The sequence below is a fragment of the Halopolyspora algeriensis genome, assembly GCF_003337235.1.
Lineage (GTDB): Bacteria > Actinomycetota > Actinomycetes > Mycobacteriales > Pseudonocardiaceae > Haloactinomyces > Haloactinomyces algeriensis.
In genome coordinates, this window is sequence record NZ_QPJC01000011.1 from 47197 (window position 1) to 70678 (window position 23482).

The following is a 23482-nucleotide window of genomic DNA, read 5'->3' on the forward strand; positions in this document are numbered from 1 at the left end:
CGCCGACGCTGCCTCAGCCCGCCGCCTCCCGGTCCAGCAACCACAGCGTGCGCTCCCGGCCGCGGGGGCCCGCCGCCGGGATCTCGACCGGGTCGGAGCCGGCCAGTGCCGCCGACACCGCCTCGGCCTTGCCCGCACCCGCCACCACCAGCCACACCTCGGAGGCCGCCCGGATCGCGGGCAGGGTCAGTGAGATGCGGGTGGGTGGTGGCTTCGGACAGTCGTGCACCCCCACCACGGTTCGCTGGGACTCCTGCACGTACGGGGTGTGCGGAAACAGCGAGGCCGTGTGCCCTTCTTCCCCGATCCCCAACAGCAGGACGTCGAAGGCGGGCACTGCGGTCTCGGTGTCCCCTGCCGCGGTGGTGGCCAGCACCTCGGCGTAGTGTGCCGCCGCCTCGTCCGCCTCGTTGCCGAACTTCCCGCCGGAGGGGGCCATCGGATGCACTCGCTCGGGATCGACACCGACGTGGTCCAGCAGCGCCTCGCGTGCCTGGGTCTCGTTGCGTTCCGGGTCGCCGTCCGGCAGGAAACGCTCGTCGCCCCAGTACACATCGACGCGGGACCAGTCCACCGCATCGCGTGCGGGAGAGTGCCGGACCTGCCTGAGGACCTCGATGCCCGTGCCCCCACCCGTGAGAACCACCGAGGCCGCACCCCGCGCTGTCTGCGCATCGACCAGGCGGGTGATCAATCGAGCTGCCGTGGAGGCGGTGAGTACGTCGCTGTTGTCGGCGACGACGACATCGGTGCGGCTCATGCGCGCTGCTCCGTGTGCTCCGTGTGCTCTGTCTGCTCCGTTTGCTCCGTCTGTTCCGGGGCTTCGGGTACGCCGGTCTCCTGTGTTTCCTCACCTCGCACGATCTCGGCCAGTCCCTGCAGCGTGGCCTCGTAGATCTCGTCCGGGTCCAGCCTGCGGAGCTCCTCGGTCAGGCAGTCCCGGATGTCGCGCCGGTGCAGTGCCACCTGGCGGTCCGGCTGGCCCGGCTGGCTCAGGGAACCGTTCCTGCCGTCCGGGCGCACGATCTCCACGTTGCCGGAGGGCCGTTCGAGTACCGCTGAGACGATGCCCGGACCACGCGAATGCTGCACCCGGCGCACCGGAACCTGCAGGTAACTCGCCAGCCACGCGCTGAGCAGGTCTGTGGAGGGAGAGGAGCTCGCCCCGGTGACGGTGGCGGATGTGACCGACTCGAACGGCGGGAGGTCCAGCGCTGCCGCCAGCAGTGCCCGCCACGACGTCAACCGCGTCCACGCCAGGTCGGTGTCGCCGTTGGTGTAGGAGCGCGCCCGTGCCTGCAGTGCCCCGATCGGATCCTCGTCGGCGGCGGCATCGGTGATCCGGCGGTGCGCCAGTGCTCCGATCGGGTCCTTGGCCGGATACTCCGGTGCATCACTGGGCCACCACACCACGATCGGGGCGTCCGGAAGCAGGAACGGGATCACCGAGCCCGCACCCTCGTCGGCCAGCGGGCCGTACAGCCGCAGCACGATGACCTCGGAGGCGCCCGCATCACCACCGATCCGGATCTGCGCGTCCAATCGGGCCGCCGCCTGCCGGGTGCCCCGCGCCACCACGATCACGCGTGCCGGGTGTTCCCGGCTGGCATCGTTGGCCGCCTGGATCGACGGTTCGACCTCCGCGCCGTCGCTGGTGACGATAGCCAGCGTCAGCACCCGGCCGAGCGCCACGGCGCCGCCGGACTCCCGCAGCTCGACCATCTTCTTGTTGACCTGCGAGGTGGTGGTGGAAGGTAGATCGACGATCACGGTCGCCTCCAGGCGCGTCCGGTACGGGCCAGCATCGTCTCGGCCGACGGTGGCCCCCAGCTTCCTGCCTTGTACTTCTCGGGGCCTCCGTACGAGGCCCAGTGATCCAGGATCGGGTCGAGGATCTGCCAGGACAGCTCGACCTCCTCGTTGACCGGGAACAGCGAGGGTTCACCGAGCAGCACGTCGAGCAGGAGCCGCTCGTAGGCCTCCGGGGACGACTCGGTGAAGGAGTGGCCGTAGCCGAAGTCCATCGTCACGTCCCGTACCTCCATGGAGGTGCCGGGAATCTTCGCGCCGAATCGCATGGTCACGCCCTCGTCCGGCTGGACCCGGATCACCAGGGCGTTCTGCCCGAGCTCCTCGGTCATCGTGTTGTCGAAGGGCAGGTGCGGTGCGCGCTTGAACATCACCGCGATCTCGGTGACCCGGCGACCCAGACGTTTGCCGGAGCGCAGGTAGAACGGCACGCCCGCCCAGCGCCTGCTCGCGATCTCCAATGTGATCGCCGCGAAGGTCTCCGTGGTGGAGTCGGGAGCGAAGCCGGGTTCCTCGTGCAGGCCCGGAACCTTCTCGCCGCCCTGCCAGCCACCGGTGTACTGGCCGCGTGCGGTGGTCTCGGAGAACGGGCCGACCGGTTTGGTGGCCGAGAGCACCTTGCTCTTCTCCGCGCGCAGGTTGCCCGGTGAGAACGACACCGGTTCCTCCATCGCGGTCAGCGCCATCAGCTGCAGCAGGTGATTCTGGATGACGTCCCGGGCCGCACCGATGCCCTCGTAGTACCCGGCACGTCCGCCCAGGCCGATGTCCTCGGCCATGGTGATCTGCACGTGATCGACGTAGTGGGCGTTCCACAGCGGTTCGAACATCTGGTTGGCGAAGCGCAGGGCCAGGATGTTCTGGACCGTCTCCTTGCCGAGGTAGTGATCGATGCGGAACACCGAGTCCTCGGGGAACACCTCGTTGACGATGCGGTTGAGCTCTCGAGCGCTGTGCAGGTCGTGGCCGAACGGTTTCTCGACGACCACGCGCCGCCACTGGTCCTCGGCCTGCTCGGTCAGTCCCGAGCGGGAAAGCTGGCTGAGCACCGTGGGAAACATCGCCGGCGGTACCGACAGGTAGAAGGCGTGGTTGCCGCCGGTGCCGCGCTCGGTGTCGAGTTGCTTGACCGTCTCGGCCAGCCGGTCGAAGGTGCCGGGGTCGTCGAAACTGCCCGGGACGAACCGGATTCCCTCGGCGAGGCGGTCCCAGACGGATTGGTGGAAGGTGGTGCGGGCGTTCTCCCGGACCGCGTCGTGGACGATCTGCCCGAAGTCCTGGTGCTCCCATTCGCGCCGGGCGACACCGGTCAGCGCGAAGCCCGGCGGTAGCAGGCCGCGGTTGGACAGATCGTAGATGGCCGGCATCAGTTTCTTCCGGGACAGGTCGCCGGTCACCCCGAAGATCGTCAGCCCGGAGGGACCCGCGATGCGCGGCAGACGCTTGTCCCGTGGATCACGCAGTGGGTTCTGCCCTGCCGAAGTCACGTCCTGTCCTTTCCTGTCCCCTGATCGGGTTGTGCCTCACGGAGTTCCTGGATGGCCTTGACGAGCTCCACCAGACCAGCAGCCCGATCGGTCAGGTGCAAACGCAGCACCGGACGATTGTTCTGGGCCAGTACCTGCCCGTCGCCGAGTGCCTGGGCGCGTTGCAGGCTCGCCAGTGTGTACGGCCGGTCGGGAACATCCAGGTCGGCCTCGGGCTCGCCGGTGATCTGCAGGAACGCGCCGTTCTGGTGACCGCCCTTGTGGTACTGGCCGGTCGAGTGCAGAAACCTCGGTCCCCAACCGAAGGTGGTCTGGATGCCGCTGCGGCGAGCCAGTTCCGGCCGCAGCACCGTGGCCGAGGCATCGTCGAGCCGGTCCAGATAGGCCTGTATCGCGAGATATCCGGTCTCCGGAGCTGCCGCGATCAGTGTCCGCAGTGCCTGCGTCACGCTTCCCACGCCGGGTGCCAGCCAGGTGCCCGCGGTGTGCACCTCGATCGCACCCTCGATGAGTGCGGGGGTGGATATCGGGCCACCTCCCGGTTCGTCGAGCAGGCTCCGGGTGGCCTCCTTGGAGGCCTCGACGTCGGGCTGGTCGAAGGGGTTGATGCCCAGCAGGCGCCCGGCGACGGCGGTGGCGAACTCCCAGAGCAGGAACAGTCCGCCGAGTCGGCCGCTGGTGCCGACCTGTGCGGGACTGCTCGCGGGGCCCACCGCCACGGTGGTGGTGTCGCGGCCCGCCGTGGCGAAGCCGGGGGCCTGAGCATTCTCCACGGGGACGGGAAGCAGGCCGGTTCCGTTCTTGCCGGTGGACTCGGCGATGAGCTGCTCCGCCCAGTCGCCGAATCCCACCACGCCCGAATCGGTATCGGCCAGCGCGACCTTTTCCGCACCCTGCGAGTGGGCCGCTGCCAGCGCCGCGGCGAGCCGGAGGGCCGGATTGCCTTCCTCGTCGGCGTTGAGGAGGCCGAACGTGTCGGCGGCATCATCGAGCAAGGTGGCGACGTCGGCGCCTGCGAGCCCGGCGGGCACCAGGCCGAAAGCGCTCAGTGCCGAGTAGCGCCCGCCCACGTGCGGATCGGCGGTGAAGACCCGGCGATAGCCGGCGTTCCTGCCCGCTTCCTCCATCGGCGATCCCGGGTCGGTGACGACGACGATACGGGAAGCTGGATCGATTCCGTTCTCGGAGAATGCCTGCTCGAACAGGATTCGGTGACTTTCGGTTTCCAGGGTGGTCCCCGACTTGGAGGACACCACCAGCACCGTCCGCTCGAGGTCGCCGGAGAGCGCATCGGCCACTTGACCCGGATCGGTGGTGTCGAGCACCACCAGGGAGACGCCGGCAGTGGCCGTGATCACCTCGGGAGCCAGGGACGACCCGCCCATCCCGGCGAGCACGATCCGATCCAGACCCTCGGCATGGAGCTCCGCGCGCAATGCGTCGATGTCGGCAGGCAGCGAGCGCGAACTGTCGTGCAGCGTCGTCCACGACAACCGGGTGGCCGCTTCGCTCTCGGCATCCGGGCCCCACAGGCTCGGATCCTGAGCAGCCAGCTTGCCGGCGATTCCCTCGTCGACCAGCTGCCGGACCAACGGTTCCGCGGCTGTTGCCAGCGCTTCGTCGGTGATCTCGACTGAAGTTTCGGTGGTCATGTGATTCCTTCAGCTCGATGTTCAACACTGGCAGGGTCACCGGCATCTCGCCCCGCCGAAACAGGGCGGAGCGAGATGCCGTTGGCTGGGGGAATTACTGTGCCCGGCCGAGCTGGTCGCTCACCGTCTGCAGCAGTTCGTCCCAGGACTTCTCGAACTTCTCCACGCCTTCCCGCTCGAGCACGGCGAAGACGTCGTCGAGATCGACCCCCACCTCGGTGAGGGAGTCGAAGACCTGTTGCGCGCTTGCCGCCGTCCCGCTCACCTTGTCGCCCTGGATATCGGCGTGGTCGGCAGCCGCGTAGAGCGTGGCCTCCGGCATGGTGTTCACCGTGTTCGGCGCCACCAGTTCCTCGACATAGCTGGTGTCGGAGTACGCGGGGTCCTTGACACCGGTGGAGGCCCACAGCGGGCGTTGCACCTTTGCTCCGGCCTGCTCCAGCGCCTTCCAGCGTTGGCCGGCGAAGATCTCCTCGTAGGCGGCGTAGGCCAGCCGGGCATTGGCGATGCCGGCTTTGCCCAGCAGGTCCTCGTTGCCGAGGGCGTTCAGCCGCTTGTCGACCTCCGTGTCCACGCGGGAGACGAAGAACGAGGCCACCGACATGATCCGGCTGATGTCGTGGCCGTTGGCCTGGGCCTGTTCCAGACCGGCCATGAAGGCGTCCATCACCTCGCGGTAGCGCTCCACCGAGAAGATCAGCGTGACGTTGACGCTGATGCCCTCGGCGAGCGTGCGGGTGATGGCGGGCAGCCCTGCGGCCGTGGCCGGGATCTTGATGAACAGGTTCGGGCGGTCCACGGCCTTGGCCAACTCCTGTGCCTCGGCCACGGTGCGCTCGGTGTCGTGGGCCAGACGCGGGTCGACCTCCAGCGAGATCCGCCCGTCCACGCCACCGGTGCGCTGGTGCACGGTGCGGAACAGGTCGGCGGCCTCGCGAATGTCGGTGGTGGTGATCTCGCGCGTGGCCTCGTCCACGCTCGCCCCGCGCTCCGCGAGCCGGCGAACCTGGTCGTCGTAGTCCTCGGCGTTGGACAGGGCCTTCGCGAAGATCGTGGGATTGCTCGTCACGCCCACGAGCTCGTAGTCGTTGATCAGCTCGGTGAGGTTGCCCGAGTTGATCCGTTGGCGGGACAGGTCGTCCAGCCAGACGGCGACCCCCGCTTCACTCAGCGCCCTGAGATTGTTGTTGTTGGTCACTGTGTTCCCTCCGCTCGCAGCGTCGGTGTCTGTTCTGGCTGGCCGCTTCAGCCGGACCGGGCGAGGTTCAGGCTCCGCCGCGCCGCCTCGGCCACGGCTTCGGCTGTGAAGCCGAATTCCCGGAACAAGGTCTTGTAGTCCGCCGAGGCGCCGAAGTGCTCCAGGGACACGATCTCGCCCGCGTCGCCGACAAAACGATGCCACGACTGGGCGACACCGGCCTCCACGGCGACCCGGGCACGGACCGAGGACGGCAACACCCGCTGCCGGTAGGCCGCGTCCTGTGCCTCGAACCACTCCACACAGGGCATCGAGACCACACGAGTGGCAACGCCCTCGGCTTCGAGCATTCTCCTGGCCTCCACAGCCAACTGCACCTCGGAACCGGTACCGATGAGCACCACCTCGGGGGTACCCGAAGAAGCCTCGTTCAGCACATAGCCACCCCTGGCCACTCCTGCGGCGTCGGTGCCCTCCAGCGTCGGCACCCCCTGACGGGTCAGTGCCAGGCCTGCCGGACCGCTGGAATCGGCCAGGACGGCCTTCCAGGCGGCGGCCGTTTCGTTGGCATCGGCCGGGCGCACCACCGCCAGGCCGGGGATGGCCCGCAACGAGGACAGTTGCTCGACCGGCTGGTGGGTGGGTCCGTCCTCGCCGAGCCCGATCGAGTCGTGCGTCCAGACGTAGATGACCGGGGCCTTCATCAGCGCCGCCAGCCGCACGGCCGGCCGCATGTAGTCACTGAAGATGAGGAACGTGCCGCCGTAGGGGCGGGTCCCGCCGTGCAGCGCGATGCCGTTGAGGATCGAGCCCATCGCGTGCTCGCGGACCCCGAAGTGCAGCGTGCGCCCGTACGGCTGCGCCGGGAACATCTCGGTGGAGATGCTCTCCGGGCCGAAGGAGTCCGCCCCCTTCATCGTGGTGTTGTTGCTCTCGGCCAGGTCCGAGGAACCACCCCACAGCTCGGGCAGCACGTCGGCCAGAGCGGCGAGCACTTCGGCGGAGGCCTTGCGGGTGGCCAGACCCTTCTCGTCGGGTTCCCAGCTCGGCAGGTTCTCGGCCCACCCGGCGGGCAGCTCGCGGGCGCGCATGCGATCGAGCAGTGCCTTGCGCTGCGGGTTCTCGCTCGCCCACGTGTCGAAGGCGATCTGCCACTTCGCGTGGGCGGTCTCCCCCCGCTCGGCAACGGCACGGGTGTGCGCCAGGACCTCCTCGTCGATCTGGAAGGACTGCTGCGGGTCGAATCCCAGAACCTTCTTGACCTCGGCGACCTCCTCGGCGCCGAGTGCGGCACCGTGGGCCTTACCGGAGTTCATCTTGGTCGGAGCGGGATAGCCGATGACCGTGCGCAGCACGATCAGGCTCGGCCGATCGGTCTCGGCGCGTGCCGCCTGCAGCGCGTCGAGCAGGTCGACGACGTTCTCCCCGCCGTCGACGGTGACCACGTGCCAGCCGTAGGACTCGTAGCGCTTGGCGGTGTCCTCCGACAGCGCGATGTGGGTGTCGTCCTCGATGGAGATCTCGTTGGCGTCGTAGATCACCGTCAGATTGCCCAGTTGCTGAGTCCCGGCCAGCGAGGAGGCCTCCGAGGTGACGCCTTCCTCGATGTCGCCGTCCGAGGCGATCACGTAGATCTGGTGATCGAAGACGCTCTCGCCGGGCTCGGCCTCCGGGTCGAGCAGTCCGCGCTCGCGCCGGGCGGCGATGGCCATGCCCACGGCATTGGCCAGACCCTGTCCCAACGGGCCCGTCGTGGTCTCCACCCCCGGGGTGTGCCAGTACTCGGGGTGACCCGGCGTCTTCGAGTCCCAGGTGCGCAGTGCCTGGATGTCGGACAGCTCCAGTCCGTAGCCGGACAGGAACAGCTGCAGGTACAGGGTGAGGCTCGAATGACCGGCCGAGAGCACGAACCGGTCGCGGCCGATCCAGCTCGCGTCGTTGGGGTCATGGCGCATCACGCGCTGAAACAGTGCATAGGCGGCAGGCGCCAGGCTCATCGCAGTGCCGGGATGCCCGCTTCCGCACTTCTCGACGGCATCGGCGGCCAGGACTCGAACCGTGTCCACGGCGCGCTGGTCGAGTTCGGTCCAGTCCGCGGGAAGCCGTTTGGTGGTCAAGCGAGCAAGATCGTCTGTCACGGACACGCCACGCAGCTCCAGTCTCCTTCGGCGCGGTGCATTCGGCCCTACTTGACCGATTCGCACCGCTGTTATCCCTCGTCCGGGGAGTAGCCTAATCCCGCTGATCGATGAGGTACCGACCCGTCCACCGCTGTATCCGAACGAAGGTCGTCCGGGTAGCGTGATCTCTCGCTTCTCGTGGCCGGCCGTGCACGGCATCCGCGGGGAGGTGGTTCCTGCATGCACCGCCGTGTGTGCCTGCGACTCGAACGCAGTGTCAGCCTCCGTCACGGAGCCGGCCAGGTGAGAGCCGTCAGGGCTCCAGCAGCAGCTTTCCGGTGGTGCGGCGCCCCTCGAGATCCTCGTGTGCGCGCCGTGCCTCGGCCAGCGGGTAGCTGCCGCCGATGCGGATGCTCAGCTCGTCCCGGGTGATGGCCTCGAAGATCTCGCTCGCGCGCCAGTCGAGTTCCTCGCGAGTCAGGATGTGATGTGCCAGGGTCGGCCGGGTGAGAAACACCGAGCCCGCGGAGTTCAACCGCTGCGGGTCGACCGGCGGCACCGGCCCGCTGGCGGCACCGAACAGCGCCAGCATGCCGCGCGGGCGCAGGCTGTCCAGGCTCGCCTCGAAGGTGCTCTTGCCGACGCCGTCATAGGCGACGTCCACACCGCGGTCGTCGGTGAGATCGCGGACCTGCTCGGCCACATCCGCCTCGGTGTAGCGGATGACCTCGTCGGCTCCCGCCTCCCGGGCCAACTCCTCCTTCTCCGCCGTGGAGACCGTGCCGATCACGTTGCCGCCACGTGCCTTGACCAGTTGGGTCAGCAGCAGGCCCATGCCTCCGGCCGCGGCGTGAACCAGGGCGGTGTCGCCGGTCCGCACCGGATGGGTCGAGGAGACCAGGTAGTGCGCGGTCATTCCCTGCAGCATCGTGGCGGCGGCCGTGCGGTCGTCGATCCCGTCGGGAATCCGCACGGCCTTGTCCGCGGGCACCGCCGCACGATCGGCATAGCTACCGGGGGCCATCGCCCATGCCACGCGGTCGCCCGGGGAGAAGCCCGACACCTGCGAACCGACCTCCCGGACGGTGCCCGCACCCTCCGAACCCGGAGTGAACGGCAGGGTCACGGTGTAGACCCCGCTGCGCTGATAGGTGTCGATGAAGTTCACCCCGCAGGCGGCGACCTCGACCAGAACCTCGTGTGCGGCCGGACTCGGGTCCTCGACCTCGGCCGGTTCCAGAACTTCCGGCCCACCGTTGGCCTGTACCCGGATCGCGCGCATGCCTACCTCCACGTTCGCAGTGTCCTCACGGGATTCTCGCGGGCCGACTCGACACCGTTCTTTCGTCCACGCCCGGTGCCATCCTGCACGCGGAGAGGCCTACGACACGAATCGGGGGCGGTGCGGGCAGCGCGGTGTTTAGGATCCCTGCATGGCTACGGAAGAAGGAAACGAGCCCCGGAGCGGGGAAGCTGTGCCGCAGAAGGCCGTCAAATCCGCGGCCGGGTTCGTCGGCGAACACGGTGGCTCGGCGCGGGCCGTGGTGGAGAACGTGGGGCACCAGGCCGGAGCCCGCATCGTTCTGATCGGTGCGGACGGCGCTCTCGGCGACGTGATGGTGGCCGACGTGGCCACCGCGGAATCGGTGGTCGGTGCCGTGGAGGAGCTGGAGCTGAGTGACTGGGATGCCGACACCACGGCTGCCCTGAAGATCGGTCCCGAGCACCGCAGGCGCATGGCCCGCTCGCACGCCTCCCGTTCGCGCGTGAGCTGATGGTCGCCACGAGGCGGCAACCACAGGTTCTCCTCGCCTCGTGCGCGGAGTTGCCCACCTCGAACGGGGACGACACGCAGCTGCCCGCGGCTCTGGCCGAACTGGGCGTGCAGGCCTCCTGGGCGGTCTGGGACGCCCCCGAAGCGGATTTCGCGCAGGCCGACCTGGTCGTTCTGCGCAGCACCTGGGACTACACACGTCGCCGCGCGGAGTTCCTGCGGTGGTGCGAATCCCTGCCTGCGCTGGCCAATCCTGCCCGGGTCGTGCGGTGGAACACCCACAAGTCCTACCTGGTGGACCTGGCCGCGGCCGGGGTGGCCGTGGTGCCCACGCAGGTGATCGCACCGGGAGAGCGTGCCGAGTGGCCGGAGCACGAGTTCGTCCTGAAACCGGCGGTGGGTGCCGGATCGCGGGATGCTGCCCGTTTCGACCCCGCTGACCCCACCGCCGCCCGTGCGCATCTGCGCACGCTGCACGAGCAGGACCGGACGGCGGTGGTGCAGCCGTACCAGGAGGCGGTCGATGCCGAGGGGGAGACCGCGCTGGTCTTTCTCGGCGGGGTGTTCTCCCACGGGTTCGTCAAGGGACCCATGCTCACTCCGGCCACGGCGCGGGAGGCCTCCGAGTTGTTCGTTCCCGAGGGGCTGCGACCGACCGATCCTCCGGCCACGATGCGCCGGGCGGCCGAGGACGCCCTGGATGCGGCCTGCGGTCTGCTCGGCCTCTGCAGGTCGGAGTTGCTGTATGCCCGCGTCGATCTGGTGCGGGCAACCGACGGGGAACCCCTGCTGTTGGAGCTGGAGCTCTCGGAACCGTCTCTCGGGTTCCGGCAGACCGATTCCGCTGCACAACGTCGTTTCGCTTCGGCGGTCCGAGGCACTCTCGCCCGGCGCTGAGGCACGCCGTGCTGTGAGTGAACGGAACTTTCGTTACTTCTACACGGGTGAAAGTTCCGTTCACTCCGCGCGACACGCGGCAGGTTGCTGGTATCGATCTTTGTTTTCGCCTATCTTTTCAGTGTTGACAAAAGTCGATCACAGCGATCGTGCGGGTCCGAGCGGCAGGCGAGGAGCGAACAGTGTCCGACCACCCCCATTCCGACTACCTCCAGCGCACCGACCGGCCGGCGATGTCGGAGTGGATCGAGCAGATGGCGGCCCATTTCGAGGCCAGCGAGGGGATGCCGCTGATCGCCGGGCGCATCCTGGCGTTCCTGCTCATCTGTGATCCCCCGGAGCGCACGGCTGCCGAGCTCTCGCACGGGCTCAGCGCCAGCACCGGTTCGGTGAGCACCAACGTACGCCTGTTGCTGCGGTTGGGGATCATTTCCAAAACCACCCGGCAGGGCAGGGAGGCCGCCCTGTACCGCGTGGAGGAGGACCGGTGGCCGGAGCTGGTGCGCCAGCGGATGCAGCGGGTGACCCAGATCGAGGAGCTCACCGAAGCGGGCCTGCGGATGTTCAGCGGCCAGGGAGAGCGTGCGCGGCGGTTGCGCACCGTCCACGAGTTCTACAAATGGCTGGCCGAGGAGATACCCGAGCTGTGGCGGCGTTGGGAGCGGGAAGGGCGTCCCCGCACACGCTAGCTGCCGACGGTGGCGGTGTCGGGGGTCGCTGTCGGGGGTCGCTGTCGCCGGTCGCGAGCGGGGAAGGTCACCGCGGTAGCGGGACTCGCCCCACAGGAACGCCACCGTGATGATCACCAGGGTGGCCCCCAGCACGTGCAGTACGACCATCGCCTCGGGAACTCCGAGCCCGATGTACTCCGGCCGTTCCTGCTGTACAAGCCGTCGCTAGACAAGGTAAGTTGTCTGTGTGCGGATCGGTGAGCCAGCACGCAAGCACGGCATCCGCCACGGGATGCGCCGGATTGTCATGGACGAGGACCTGACGATGCTCATCGAACCGTCGCGGGCCGGGGCCCTGCTGGAGATCGGAGTCCTCGACCTCGATGGCGACGACCCCGTTGCCATCCATGCCATGCCCCTGCGTGGCAAGTTCCATCGATTCCTGTAGCCGAGGAGGTGACCACCAGATGCGACACACCGATGCCGATCTCGACCGTGCTTCGCAACGGTTCGAGCAACTCGCCGACGACCTTGACGCCACCACTGTCGAGGCCGAGCACACCGACGACCTCCGCGCCATCGCCACCGCGGCCGAGGCTGTGGCCACCGATCAGGCCCGACTACGGGAAGCCGTCGCGCTGGCCCGTGCCCGGGGCCGGTCGTGGAACGAGATCGCCATCAGCCTTGGAGTCTCCCGTCAGGCCGCCCGCCAACGCTTCGCCGACGCGTCCGCGGCCTGACGGGTGCTTTGCACCAAGACCACCAGAAACGCTCTAGCTGCCGACGGTGGCGGTGTCGGGGGTCGCTGTCGCCGGTCGCGAGCGGGGAAGGTCACCACGGTAGCGGGACTCGCCCCACAGGAACGCCACCGTGATGATCACCAGGGTGGCCCCCAGCACGTGCAGTACGACCATCGCCTCGGGAACTCCGAACAGGTACTGGACGGAGCCCAGCACCCCTTGTGCGAGCACGACAACGCACGTGGCTCCATAGGCGCGCAGGAGCGCCTTCGTCGGCCGGGTGTTGCGCAGCCAGACCCCGAACACCGCCAGCAGGCACAGGTAGGCCATCACCAGCAGGCCGTGCACCTGCACGAGCGCGGGAATGGGCAAGGGCAGCCGGGGAGTTTCGGCGTCCCCGGCATGCGGCCCCGCAGCGGTGACGAGAGTGCCCGCGACGAGCATCCCCACCGCCACCGCGGTCAGCGCCACCAGCAGTCGCCGCATCCGCTGCGGCACCACAGGCCGCGCGGGCTCGTCACCTTCGCCTGCGACCTTGACCAGCAACGTCGCCAGCCAGATCAGCACCGCCGAAGCCAGGAAGTGGATCGACACACTCCACCACCGCAGGTCCACCAGCACCGTCATCCCGCCGATCACGGCCTGCACGATCACTCCGATCGGCATGACCAGAGCCAACCGCACCAGGCGGGGCCGGTAGGGCCGGTACCACCACGCGGCCAGCAGGCAGGCCAGCGCGACGAATCCGACGAGACCCGTCAGGGTCCGGTTCCCGAACTCGATGATCTGGTGCAGCGTGCTGACCTCGGGGTGGGAGATGGGCACCATGCTGCCGGGAAAGCACCGAGGCCACGTCGGACACCCCAAGCCGGAGCCGGTGACCCGGACAACCGAGCCGGTGACCGAGATCAGTACCTGGGTCACCAGTACCGCCAGCGCGAGAGCGCGCACCAGTGTGGTGGAGGAGTGGGACAGTCGGTTCAGCAGCGACGATGCGGGCACATGCCGATGGTAGGGGTAGCGCGATCCCGGCCCACCGGGGGATTGCGGCGTCACTCGCGGCGGGACGAGCCTGCCGCGAAGATTTCCCGCGGAAAAGCCCCGGCTTTGACGAGGGACTTGCTCAACTCCGCTCCGTGCGCGATCAACCGCTCGACCTCGGCGGCACCAAGATGGGTCCACGGCGCCATCGACTGCGCATCCGTGGTGGCCTCGACTCCCTCACGCAGTTCCTTGCCCGCGGTGGTGAGTGTCCCCTCGGTGTCGAGGAGTCCTTCCTCGCAGAGTTCGTCCCGAGCATCCGACCACTCCTCGTCCGACCAACCACGAGTCATCTTGGCGGCTGCCTCGGTGAATCCCTCACCGGTCGCGGTGTGCAGCACGAGAGCTTGCAGGCCCGTGATCCCGGCCGCCTGCAGGGCGGCGATGTGCGCGTCACCGCGGAACTCCCGAAGCAGGGACAACGCATGCCAGAGCCGCAGGTGCGAAGTCTCCGGCCAGTCCAGGTCGGCGTGCGCGGCGAACAGCGGTTTCCCGGCGGGGTCGCAGGCTCGGCATGCTTCGGTGGCCAGGTGTACGGACTCGGCCACGACTTCCGAAGTGAGCACCTCGTCGCCCAGCATGCGCCGCAGTGCCGCATCGGCCGCGCGGAACCGGGCCGCGACGATCTCCTCGGGCGCTGCGATCGACCATGCGCGGGGGATCTCCTTGGCCACGGCTCGCGGGCTGAAGTTGTAGAAGGTCGCTGTCACGACCCCGGACCCGACAGCGCCCATCGGGGCGGCGCGGCCGGCGAAGTAGGGCATCCGGCCACCTGCCAGACCGAGTGCACCGAACTCCTGCTCGGTCTCGGGAGCGAAGTAGATCATGGCGTGCGGAGCTTCGAGTGCGTTCTTGCACTGTCGGGCGATATCGGCGTGCATGGCCGCAGCCTACTGGTCGGTAGTCTGAAGATCAGGTGGGGCGCGTGGTGCGGCTCGCGAGTCCTCCTGCCGCGGCGCCCCAGACGAGGAGCACGAGGACCGGCTGCAGTCCCGGCGGTTGCCCGGAGGTGAGCACCGCTTGGAGGGCTTCGGCCAGGGCGCCGGAGGGCAGGAAACGGGCGAGGATTCCCACCGCGCCGGGCAGCTCTTCGGGCGGCACCGCCAACCCTCCGGCGAGCAGCAGCACGAACCAGATCGCATTGGCCAGGGCCAGCACGATCTCGGCACGCAGGATGCCGCCGACGAGGACTCCCGCCGCACCGAACGTCACCGTGCCGAGCACGAGCAGCGGAATCGACAGCAGCAGGCCGCCGGCCGGCGGTGCCCAGCCGAGCAGCACGGCGGTGATGCCGAGAACGATCGCCTGCAGCGCCACGACGATCAGGGTGGCCAGGACGCGTCCGGAGATCAGCACCCACCGCGGCAGCGCCGTGGCGGACAGGCGCTTGATGACCCCGTAGCGGCGATCGAAGCCCAGTGCGATGGCCTGCCCGGTGAAAGCCGTGGACATCACGGCCAGGGCCAGGATGCGCGGGACGATCGCGTCGACGGCACCGGGGAGCAGGGTGCTCGCTCCGATCAGCAGCCCCAGCGGGATGATCAGAGTCAGCAGCGCCTGCTCGCCGTGACGGAGGGTGAGTATCGCTTCCGTTCGGGTGTGTGCCGCGAGCATCCGCAGGGGATGTGCTCGTCCCGGCGAGGGTCGGAAGGTGCCGGGAGGGAAGGCGGCCGCGGCCTCACCGGAGGTCCGTGCTTCGGAGTCGGCCTTCAATTGCGTAGCTCCCGTCCGGTCAGTTCGAGGAAGACGTCCTCCAGGCTGCGCCGACTGACCCGCAGTTCCTGGGCGAGCACTCCGTGGTGCGCGCACCAGGACGTCACCGTCGAGACGGCCTGGGGATCGATGGCACCGTGCACGACGTAGTGGCCGGACCGTACCTCGGTGGCCCGGCAACCTTCGGGCAGCGCGGCCAGGAGCAGCTCGAGATCGAGTGCGGGCTGGGAGCGGAATCGGAGTTCCTGCTGCCCGTGCGGGGGTGCTGTCAGTTCGTCCGGGGTGCCCTCGGCCACGGCGCGGCCCTGATCGACGATGACCACCCGGTCGGCGAGAGTTTCCGCCTCGTCCATCAGATGGGTGGTCAGCAGCACGCTGACACCGTCGGCGCGCAGTGCCGCGATCAGCTCCCAGACCAGTCGCCGGGCCTGCGGATCCATTCCGGCCGTGGGCTCGTCGAGGAAGACCAGCTCGGGACGCCCGACGAGGGCACATGCCAGGGACAACCGCTGTTGTTGTCCGCCGGAGAGCCGCTTGTACGGGGTGCGACCCGCGGCGCTCAACCCGAGTATGTCGAGCAGCCAGGCCGGATCGAGCGGGTCGGCGGTGCAGGAGGCGACCAGCCGGAGCATCTCTGCCGCGTGGATCCCCGGATAGGCCCCCCCGCCCTGGGGCATGACCCCGATCCTGGGGCGGAGCTGCTCGGCCCGCGTCACCGGATCGAGCCCGAGAACCCGGGCACGGCCGCTGTCGGGCCGCAGAAATCCTTCGCAGATCTCGACGGTCGTCGTCTTGCCCGCGCCGTTCGGCCCGAGCAGTGCCAGCACGCTGCCGCGTTCCAGGCCCAGGTCGAGTCCGGCGACCGCCGCGGTGTCGCCGAAGCGTTTGCTCAGCCCGCGTACTTCCACGGCAAGGCTGTCGGCGTTCGGGCTCACGGCCTTCAAGCCTATGACGTGATGGGGGGAACGCTCTTCCGGGGCGGCAGCAGGGGAGGAACCTTGCCCCGCACGAGCAGCAGTGTGACGGCGAACGCGATCAGCGCGGCGATCACCGCGAACGGGATCATGTATCCGCGCAATACATAAGCCGCCCCGGTCGGGGGGACCACCAACGCGACGAAGGCGCTGATCGCAGCTGCTGCGATGCGGAACCGGTTGTTGCCGGTCGACAGCGCGAGCGGGGGAAGCGCCCACAGCAGGTACCACGGGTGCAGCACGGGCCCGAGCAAGGCCACGGCTCCGAGCGTGATGCCGAGTCCGGCCAGCGGCTCGATCCGCCCCCGGAACGACACCCACAGCAGGCGGAGGCACACCACCGCGCTGATGCCGTAGCCGACGAACTTGGTGATGACGAGCATGGCTTCGGTGTGGTTGCCCAACCCCAGGATCATGCCGATGCCGGCACCGGTCATCCCGAGCGCGGTCACGGGGGCCAGCCAGGTCTTGATCCGGTTCGGTACGTCGAAGGTCTCGAGCCAGCCCAGGCCCCAGCCGCTGGCCACCGTGATGACGGTCATGGCGGCCAGAAAGATCACCGTCAGCAGCAACGCCACGCGCACCAGGTCGGAATACTTCCCGCCTCTGCGGTGCACGAGATAGATGCCGAAGAAGCCCAGAGCGACGAAGGCGGGGGGTTTGATGGCTCCGGCGATGACGATCACGATGGCGGCCACGATGGTGCCCAGCAGGTGCCGCCAGCGCAATCCCAGTTCGATCCCTGCCAGCATGATCCCCATCAGCAGGGCCTCGTTGTGCATACCGCTGACCACGTGGAACAGCACGAGGGGGTTGGCCACGCTGAGCCACAGGGCCGAGACCGGCTGGATGCCGCAGCGTCGCGCAAGCCGCGAGATCGCCCAGACCGCCAGTGCGAGCCCGGCCAGCATGACCGCACGCCAGAGCAGGACGCCGGCCACGACGTTGTCCCCGACGATGGTGGCGATGATCCGCCCCAGCATGAGAAATCCCGGCCCGTAGGGGGCAGGGGTGTCCCGCCAGATGTTGGGCACGTTGGCGGTGAAGGGATGGTCGACGCCCAGCGCGGCCGCGGGCCCCAGGACGTACGGGTCGATGCCGCGTGCGGCGATCTCGCTCTGTGCGAGGTAGGCGTACATGTCGCGGCTGAACAGAGGCGGGGCGATCGCCAGCGGCAGCGCCCACATCACCACCGTGCGGTCGAACTGGGCACGGGAGATCATCCTCGCGCGTCCCGGCCAGGACAGTTTTCCCAGCCACAGCCAACCGGCCACGAGCATGAGCATGCCCAACCAGGCAAAGGCCATGGCCACGGTCGGCATGCGGGCGGGCAGTCCGATCAGTCGGACACCGGACAACGGGTTGTCGACCGGGGCGGCTCCGGCACCGATGGCGCCGAATCCCAGCAGGAGGGAGCCGGTCGTGCCGAAGCGCCGGACGACGGTGAGCCGGTGTCGTTCGGTGCGATCCAGCGATGCGGGTTCGGGGATATCCCGGATGTCTCCGGCCGTGTCGCCGGGGTGTGCACCTGTCCGGTGCCTGCCGACTGCACGGTCCCCGTCGAACCGGTGATCGCCGGTTGTTTCGCCTGCCGTCACGGTGAGCCAGCGTAACGAGGTGATTCAGATCACAGGGGCACCCCGCGCGGTGGCGTCGCTCGACGAAATAGGTAACATCAGTGTTGTGAAAAAAGTCGGGACGTCGTCGCCTGCCGCGGTGGTCGACATGGACACCGCCGCCCGGAGCTCTGCGCAGCAGAGCGCGGCCGGGCAGGCCGGTGATGGGCGCACCCGGCACACGGTCGCGCGGTTACTGCTCGAGCGGGGGCCGATCACCGCCGTGGAAGTGGCCGAGGAACTCGGCGTGAGTCCGACGGCGGTGCGCAGGCACCTCGACGCGCTGGTAGCCGAAGGCGAGGCATGGACGAGGGAATCGTCGCGCCGTGGTCGTCGCGGCCGTGGTCGACCCGCGAAGCTGTTCCTGCTCACCGAAGCAGGGCGCGCACGGTTCGGTCACGCCTATGACGATCTCGCGGTAGCGGCGCTGCGGTTCCTTGCCGAGCAGGCCGGGGAACAGGCGGTGCGTTCATTCGCCCGGCAGCGGATGGCCACCCTGGTGTCCCACCACCGCGATGCCCTGGCGGCCGGTGAAACCCCGGCCGAGCGTGCCGAGGTACTGGCCAACGCACTGACCCGCGAGGGCTATGCTGCCTCGACACGAAGTGTCGGCGCTGGTGAGCAGCTCTGCCAGCACCACTGCCCGGTGGCGCACGTGGCTGCGGACTTCCCGCAGCTGTGCGAAGCCGAGACGGAGGCTTTCGCCGAAGTTCTCGGCACCCACGTGCAACGGCTGGCCACCATCGCCAACGGCGATGCGGCCTGCACCACGCACGTACCGCATACGCGGTCCGAGCGACCGGGCGCGCACGACCGCTCGGACACCGAACTGACGTCTGCCGGCCCGAACCCGCACGGCCGGTGGAACACCACCGCAGATTCCTGATGGAGGGAGTCCTTATGACTGCCGCTGCGGAGCAGCGCACACCCACCACGGTGCCGAACACCTCTGATCAGCCACTGACCCAAGAGGAAACTCTGGCAACCCTGGGCAACTACGAGTACGGCTGGGCCGACCCGGACATCGCCGGTGCCGACGCCCGCCGAGGCGTGGACGAAGAGGTCGTCCGCGAGATCTCGCGCAAGAAGGACGAGCCGGAGTGGATGCTGGAGCAGCGGCTGAAGGCGTTGCGGCTGTTCGACCGCAAGCCGATGCCGCAGTGGGGCGCTGACCTCTCGGGGATCGACTTCGATCAGATCAAGTACTTCGTCCGGTCGACCGAGGAGCAGGCCCAGACCTGGGACGACCTGCCCGAGGACATCAAGACCACCTACGACAAGCTGGGCATTCCCGAGGCGGAAAAGCAGCGGCTCGTGGCCGGTGTCGCCGCGCAGTACGAGTCCGAGGTCGTCTACCACCAGATCCGCGAGGACCTGGAAGCCCAGGGCGTGGAGTTCCTGGACACCGACACGGCGCTGCAGAAGCACCCGGAGATCTTCAAGGAGTACTTCGGCTCGGTCATCCCGGCCGGGGACAACAAGTTCTCCGCGCTCAACAGTGCGGTGTGGTCGGGCGGCTCGTTCATCTACGTGCCCAAGGGCGTCCACGTCGACATCCCGCTGCAGGCCTACTTCCGGATCAACACCGAGAACATGGGCCAGTTCGAGCGGACGCTGATCGTGGTCGACGAGGGTGCCTACGTCCACTACGTGGAAGGCTGCACGGCCCCGATCTACTCCAGTGACTCGCTGCACTCGGCGGTCGTGGAGATCGTGGTCAAAAAGAACGCCCGCTGCCGCTACACGACCATCCAGAACTGGTCGAACAACGTCTACAACCTGGTCACCAAGCGGGCCAAGGCCGAAGAGGGCGCCACCATGGAGTGGGTCGACGGCAACCTGGGCTCCAAGGTGACCATGAAGTACCCGTCGGTGTTCCTCATGGGCGAGCACGCCAAGGGCGAGGTGCTTTCCGTGGCCTTCGCCGGGGAGCAGCAGCACCAGGACGCGGGCGCGAAGATGGAGCACATGGCCCCGCACACCTCCTCGTCGATCGTGTCCAAGTCGATCGCTCGGGGTGGAGGCCGTACCTCCTACCGTGGGTTGGTCAAGGTCGCCAAGCGGGCCAACCACTCCTCGTCCAACGTCAAGTGCGACGCGCTGCTGGTGGACAACATCAGCAAGTCCGACACCTATCCCTATGTGGACGTGCGTGTCGACGACGTGTCCATGGGTCACGAGGCCACCGTCTCCAAGGTCAGCGACGACCAGCTGTTCTACCTGATGCAGCGGGGTCTGACCGAGGACGAGGCCATGGCCATGGTGGTGCGCGGGTTCGTGGAGCCGATCGCCCGCGAGCTGCCGATGGAATACGCACTGGAACTCAACCGCCTGATCGAACTGCAGATGGAAGGGGCCGTCGGCTAAAGATGACGGAGTCGACACTCGAGAAATCCGGCCCGCACGGCCTTGATGAGCACTCCCACGGGGGGACCGCGGTTCCGCAGTCCTCCCGGGGGCACCGCTTCACCTCCTACGACGTGGAGGCCTTCGAGGTGCCCGGTGGCCGTGAGGAGGACTGGCGTTTCACGCCGGTGAAGCGCCTGCACGGTCTGCACGACGGTTCCGCGGCGGCCACGGGATCGCTGCACGTGGAGGTCGGCGGCGACTCGGCGGTCCGCGTGGAGACCGTGGGCCGCGACGACCAGCGGCTGGGCACCGCCGGTGCCCCCGCCGACCGGGTCGCCGCGCAGGCGTGGTGCTCGTTCACCGAGGCCACCGTGGTCACGGTTCCCAAGGACACCCAGACCGCCGAACCGATCACCGTCACGGTGCACGGCCCGGGGAAGGGCGAAACCGCCTACGGGCACCTGCAGTTGCGTGCCGAACCGCTGTCGGAGTCCGTGGTCGTGCTGGACTACCGCGGCTCCGGTGTGATCGGGGAGAACGTCGAACTCATCGCCGAGGACTCGGCGCGGCTGTCGGTGATCACCATCCACGACTTCTCCGACGACGCCACCCAGGTCAGCTCCGAGCACGTCCACCTGGGCAAGGACGCGGTGTTCCGCCACTTCGCGGTCACGCTCGGCGGTGACCTGGTGCGGGTCAACACCAAGGTGACCTTCGGCGACCGCGGCGGTGACGCCGACATGCTCGGGGTGTACTTCTCCGACAGCGGCCAGCACCTGGAGCACCGTCTCCTGATGGACCACGCCCAGCCGAACTGCCGCAGCAACGTCACCTACAAGGGCGCGCTGCAGGGTGACTCGGCGCGGTCGGTCTGGATCGGCGACGTGCTCATCCAGGCCGCGGCCGAGGGCACCGACACCTTCGAGCTCAACCGCAACCTGGTGCTGACCGAGGGTGCTCGCGCCGACTCGGTGCCCAACCTGGAGATCGAGACCGGCGAGATCGTCGGGGCCGGACACGCCAGCGCGATCGGGCGCTTCGACGACGAGCAGCTGTTCTACCTGCAGGCCAGGGGCATTCCCTACGACCAGGCCCGGAGGCTGGTCGTCCGCGGGTTCTTCGGCGAGATCCTGCAGAAGATCCCCGCCACCGACGTCCGCGAGCGGCTGGAGGCCGCGATCGACGAGGAACTGGCGGCAGTCGGAGCATGACCGGCCACGGCCGGGACGTGCGCGTTCCGGCCGTGCCGCCCCGTGCCGCCGATCCCGTGCGGCACCCACAACAGCCTTTCGCACCAACACCGGGAGAAGAACGAACACGATGGCCACCCTGGAAATCAAAGACCTGCATGCCGAGGTCGACACCGAGGAGGAGTCCAAGGAGATCCTCACCGGCGTCAATCTGACCGTGCGCTCGGGCGAGACACACGCGTTCATGGGGCCGAACGGATCCGGCAAGTCCACGCTCGCCTACGCGATCGCCGGGCACCCCAAATACCGCGTCACCGCGGGTTCGGTGCTGCTCGACGGTGAGGAAGTCCTGGAGATGAGCGTGGACGAGCGCGCCCGTGCGGGCTTGTTCCTCGCCATGCAGTACCCGGTCGAGGTGCCGGGGGTGTCGATGTCGAACTTCCTGCGCAGTGCCGCCACGGCGACCCGTGGGGAGGCGCCGCAGATCCGTCACTGGGTCAAGGAAGTCAAGCAGGCGATGAACAATCTCGACATCGACGAGTCGTTTTCGGAGCGCAGCGTCAACGAGGGGTTCTCCGGCGGTGAGAAGAAGCGCCACGAGATCCTGCAGCTCGACCTGCTCAAACCGACGTTCGCGGTTCTCGACGAGACCGACTCCGGTCTGGATGTCGACGCGCTGCGCGTGGTCTCCGACGGGATCAACCGCTACACCGAGAGCGGCGACAAGGGTGTTCTGCTGATCACCCACTACACCCGGATCCTCAAACACGTCCGGCCCGACTACGTGCACGTGTTCGTCGGTGGCCAGGTCGTCGAGTCCGGCGGTCCGGAGCTGGCCGACGAACTCGAGGAATCCGGCTACGTCCGTTTCACGGAGAAGAAGGAGGCAGCCGTCCAGTCATGACCGTTCAGCCTCCCGGTACCTCCCCTGTGGGTACCTTTGACGAGCGAGCTGCCCATGTGGGCACCGTCGCCCCGTTGGACGTTCCTGCGATCCGGTCGGACTTTCCGATCCTGCAACGTACGGTCCGCGACGAACGCCCGCTGGTGTACCTGGACTCAGGGGCCACATCCCAGCGGCCTCGTCAGGTGCTCGACGCGGAGCGTTCCTTCCTGGAGTCCTCCAACGCGGCGGTGCACCGCGGTGCGCACCAGCTCGCCGAGGAGGCTACGGACGCCTACGAGGGGGCGCGCGCGAAGATCGCCCGTTTCGTGGGGGTCGGTGCGGACGAGGTGGTGTTCACCAAGAACGCCACCGAGGGGATCAATCTCGTCGCCTACGCGATGAGCAACGCCGCGACGGCCGGCCCCGAGGCGGAACGTTTTCGTCTCGGGCCGGGCGACGAAGTCGTGGTCACGGAGATGGAGCATCACGCCAATCTGGTGCCGTGGCAGCAGGTGTGCCAGCGCACCGGGGCGACGTTGCGCTGGTTCGGGGTCACCGATGAGGGGCGTCTGGACCTGTCCGACATCGACAGCGTCATCACGGACAACACGAAGCTGGTCGCCGTGAGCCACCAGTCGAACGTGCTGGGCACGGTGAACCCGCTCGAGGAGATCGTCAGCCGGGCACACCAGGTCGGCGCACTCGTCGTGCTCGACGCGTGCCAGTCGGTACCGCACGCGCCGGTCGACTTCGCCCGGCTCGGGGTGGACTTCGCGGTGTTTTCCGGACACAAGATGCTCGGGCCGTCCGGGATCGGCGTGTTCTACGGTCGCCGCGAGCTGCTCAAGGCGATGCCTCCCTTCCTGACCGGCGGTTCGATGATCGAACTCGTCCACATCGATCGCTCCACGTTCGCCGAACCTCCGCAGCGGTTCGAGGCGGGGGTCCCGATGACCTCGCAGGCCGTCGGGCTCGGCGCTGCCGTCGACTATCTGTCGGTCGTGGGGATGGAGCGCATCGCCGACCACGAACGCCGGCTCACCGAGGCGGCTCTGCGCGAGTTGTCCGCGATCGAGGGGGTGCGCATCATCGGCCCCACGGACACCGAGCACCGGGGCGCGGCCGTGTCCTTCGTCATCGACGGAGTACACCCGCACGATGCGGCACAGGTCCTGGACAGTCAGGGGGTCGAAGCGCGGGTCGGGCATCACTGTGCCTGGCCGTTGCACCGGAGGATGGGCGTCCCCGCCACGGTGCGGGCGAGCTTCTACCTGTACAACGAACTCGACGAGGTCGGGAATCTGGCGGATGCGGTTCGCGAGTCGCAGCGTTTCTTCGGTGTGACGCCGTCGTCGACCGGTTGAG

The 23482-nt window shown here is 68.4% G+C and carries 22 protein-coding genes; 10 read left to right on the forward strand and 12 right to left on the reverse strand.

What is annotated here, in order from left to right; all coding sequences use genetic code 11:
* Positions 1-13 precede the first annotated feature (13 nt).
* The 7 genes from pgl to DFQ14_RS16055 form a co-directional block, all read right to left on the reverse strand.
* Positions 14-760, reverse strand: a complete 747-nt coding sequence (pgl, locus tag DFQ14_RS16025) for a 6-phosphogluconolactonase (RefSeq protein ID WP_114454113.1) — start codon at positions 758-760, stop codon at positions 14-16.
* Positions 757-1770, reverse strand: coding sequence for a glucose-6-phosphate dehydrogenase assembly protein OpcA (gene opcA / locus DFQ14_RS16030; RefSeq protein ID WP_114454114.1), 1014 nt, complete (start codon positions 1768-1770; stop codon positions 757-759). The genes pgl and opcA overlap by 4 nt, the downstream gene beginning before the upstream one ends.
* On the reverse strand, positions 1767-3296 hold the full coding sequence (zwf, locus tag DFQ14_RS16035) for a glucose-6-phosphate dehydrogenase (RefSeq protein ID WP_114454115.1): 1530 nt from the start codon (positions 3294-3296) through the stop codon (positions 1767-1769). The genes opcA and zwf overlap by 4 nt, the downstream gene beginning before the upstream one ends.
* Positions 3293-4948, reverse strand: a complete 1656-nt coding sequence (locus DFQ14_RS16040; RefSeq protein WP_114454116.1) for a glucose-6-phosphate isomerase — start codon at positions 4946-4948, stop codon at positions 3293-3295. Before DFQ14_RS16040 ends, zwf begins: the two co-directional genes overlap by 4 nt.
* Before the next feature lie 94 nt (positions 4949-5042).
* Positions 5043-6146, reverse strand: a complete 1104-nt coding sequence (gene tal, locus DFQ14_RS16045; protein ID WP_114454117.1) for a transaldolase — start codon at positions 6144-6146, stop codon at positions 5043-5045.
* 47 nt (positions 6147-6193) lie between these two features.
* The gene (tkt, locus tag DFQ14_RS16050; protein ID WP_114454212.1) at positions 6194-8263 is read right to left on the reverse strand and encodes a transketolase; all 2070 of its coding nucleotides are present in this window, start codon (positions 8261-8263) and stop codon (positions 6194-6196) included.
* A 316-nt stretch (positions 8264-8579) separates the two neighbouring features.
* Positions 8580-9548 (reverse strand): quinone oxidoreductase family protein, encoded by a 969-nt coding sequence (locus DFQ14_RS16055; protein ID WP_114454118.1) that lies wholly within the window; start codon positions 9546-9548, stop codon positions 8580-8582.
* 151 nt (positions 9549-9699) lie between these two features.
* Here DFQ14_RS16055 and DFQ14_RS16060 point away from each other — a divergent pair, with 151 nt between their 5' ends.
* From DFQ14_RS16060 to DFQ14_RS16085, 5 genes are all read left to right on the forward strand, one after another.
* Positions 9700-10041, forward strand: coding sequence for a hypothetical protein (locus tag DFQ14_RS16060; protein ID WP_114454119.1), 342 nt, complete (start codon positions 9700-9702; stop codon positions 10039-10041).
* Positions 10041-10937 (forward strand): ATP-grasp domain-containing protein, encoded by an 897-nt coding sequence (locus tag DFQ14_RS16065; protein ID WP_114454120.1) that lies wholly within the window; start codon positions 10041-10043, stop codon positions 10935-10937. The genes DFQ14_RS16060 and DFQ14_RS16065 overlap by 1 nt, the downstream gene beginning before the upstream one ends.
* A 233-nt stretch (positions 10938-11170) precedes the next feature.
* On the forward strand, positions 11171-11626 hold the full coding sequence (locus tag DFQ14_RS16070) for a GbsR/MarR family transcriptional regulator (protein WP_114454213.1): 456 nt from the start codon (positions 11171-11173) through the stop codon (positions 11624-11626).
* A gap of 229 nt (positions 11627-11855) precedes the next feature.
* The gene (locus DFQ14_RS16080) at positions 11856-12056 is read left to right on the forward strand and encodes a hypothetical protein (RefSeq protein WP_114454121.1); all 201 of its coding nucleotides are present in this window, start codon (positions 11856-11858) and stop codon (positions 12054-12056) included.
* Complete coding sequence (locus tag DFQ14_RS16085; protein ID WP_114454122.1) at positions 12016-12348, forward strand: ECF-type sigma factor; 333 nt, start codon at positions 12016-12018, stop codon at positions 12346-12348. Before DFQ14_RS16080 ends, DFQ14_RS16085 begins: the two co-directional genes overlap by 41 nt.
* Before the next feature lie 33 nt (positions 12349-12381).
* Here the strand turns inward: DFQ14_RS16085 and DFQ14_RS16090 are convergent, their stop codons facing one another.
* From DFQ14_RS16090 to mptB, 5 genes are all read right to left on the reverse strand, one after another.
* Positions 12382-13350, reverse strand: a complete 969-nt coding sequence (locus DFQ14_RS16090; protein WP_179951597.1) for a COX15/CtaA family protein — start codon at positions 13348-13350, stop codon at positions 12382-12384.
* Between the two features lie 50 nt (positions 13351-13400).
* Positions 13401-14270, reverse strand: coding sequence for an SCO6745 family protein (locus DFQ14_RS16095; RefSeq protein WP_114454123.1), 870 nt, complete (start codon positions 14268-14270; stop codon positions 13401-13403).
* 31 nt (positions 14271-14301) lie between these two features.
* Positions 14302-15003 carry an ABC transporter permease gene (locus DFQ14_RS16100; protein ID WP_114454215.1) on the reverse strand — a complete coding sequence of 234 codons (702 nt, stop codon included), beginning with the start codon at positions 15001-15003 and terminating at the stop codon, positions 14302-14304.
* Positions 15004-15098: 95 nt separating this feature from the next.
* Positions 15099-16037 (reverse strand): ABC transporter ATP-binding protein, encoded by a 939-nt coding sequence (locus tag DFQ14_RS16105; RefSeq protein WP_114454216.1) that lies wholly within the window; start codon positions 16035-16037, stop codon positions 15099-15101.
* Positions 16038-16048: 11 nt separating this feature from the next.
* Complete coding sequence (mptB, locus tag DFQ14_RS16110) at positions 16049-17674, reverse strand: polyprenol phosphomannose-dependent alpha 1,6 mannosyltransferase MptB (RefSeq protein ID WP_170206344.1); 1626 nt, start codon at positions 17672-17674, stop codon at positions 16049-16051.
* 85 nt (positions 17675-17759) lie between these two features.
* Here mptB and DFQ14_RS16115 point away from each other — a divergent pair, with 85 nt between their 5' ends.
* The 5 genes from DFQ14_RS16115 (at position 17760) to DFQ14_RS16135 (ending at position 23481) form a co-directional block, all read left to right on the forward strand.
* Positions 17760-18578 carry a helix-turn-helix transcriptional regulator gene (locus DFQ14_RS16115; protein WP_420810181.1) on the forward strand — a complete coding sequence of 273 codons (819 nt, stop codon included), beginning with the start codon at positions 17760-17762 and terminating at the stop codon, positions 18576-18578.
* A gap of 14 nt (positions 18579-18592) precedes the next feature.
* Positions 18593-20059 carry a Fe-S cluster assembly protein SufB gene (sufB, locus tag DFQ14_RS16120; protein ID WP_114454125.1) on the forward strand — a complete coding sequence of 489 codons (1467 nt, stop codon included), beginning with the start codon at positions 18593-18595 and terminating at the stop codon, positions 20057-20059.
* Between the two features lie 2 nt (positions 20060-20061).
* Complete coding sequence (gene sufD / locus DFQ14_RS16125; RefSeq protein WP_114454126.1) at positions 20062-21252, forward strand: Fe-S cluster assembly protein SufD; 1191 nt, start codon at positions 20062-20064, stop codon at positions 21250-21252.
* A gap of 109 nt (positions 21253-21361) precedes the next feature.
* A complete protein-coding gene (sufC, locus tag DFQ14_RS16130; RefSeq protein WP_114454127.1) occupies positions 21362-22135 on the forward strand; it encodes a Fe-S cluster assembly ATPase SufC in 774 nt (257 codons plus the stop codon).
* Positions 22132-23481 carry a cysteine desulfurase gene (locus tag DFQ14_RS16135; RefSeq protein WP_114454128.1) on the forward strand — a complete coding sequence of 450 codons (1350 nt, stop codon included), beginning with the start codon at positions 22132-22134 and terminating at the stop codon, positions 23479-23481. Before sufC ends, DFQ14_RS16135 begins: the two co-directional genes overlap by 4 nt.
* The last annotated feature ends 1 nt before the right edge of the window (position 23482 follow it).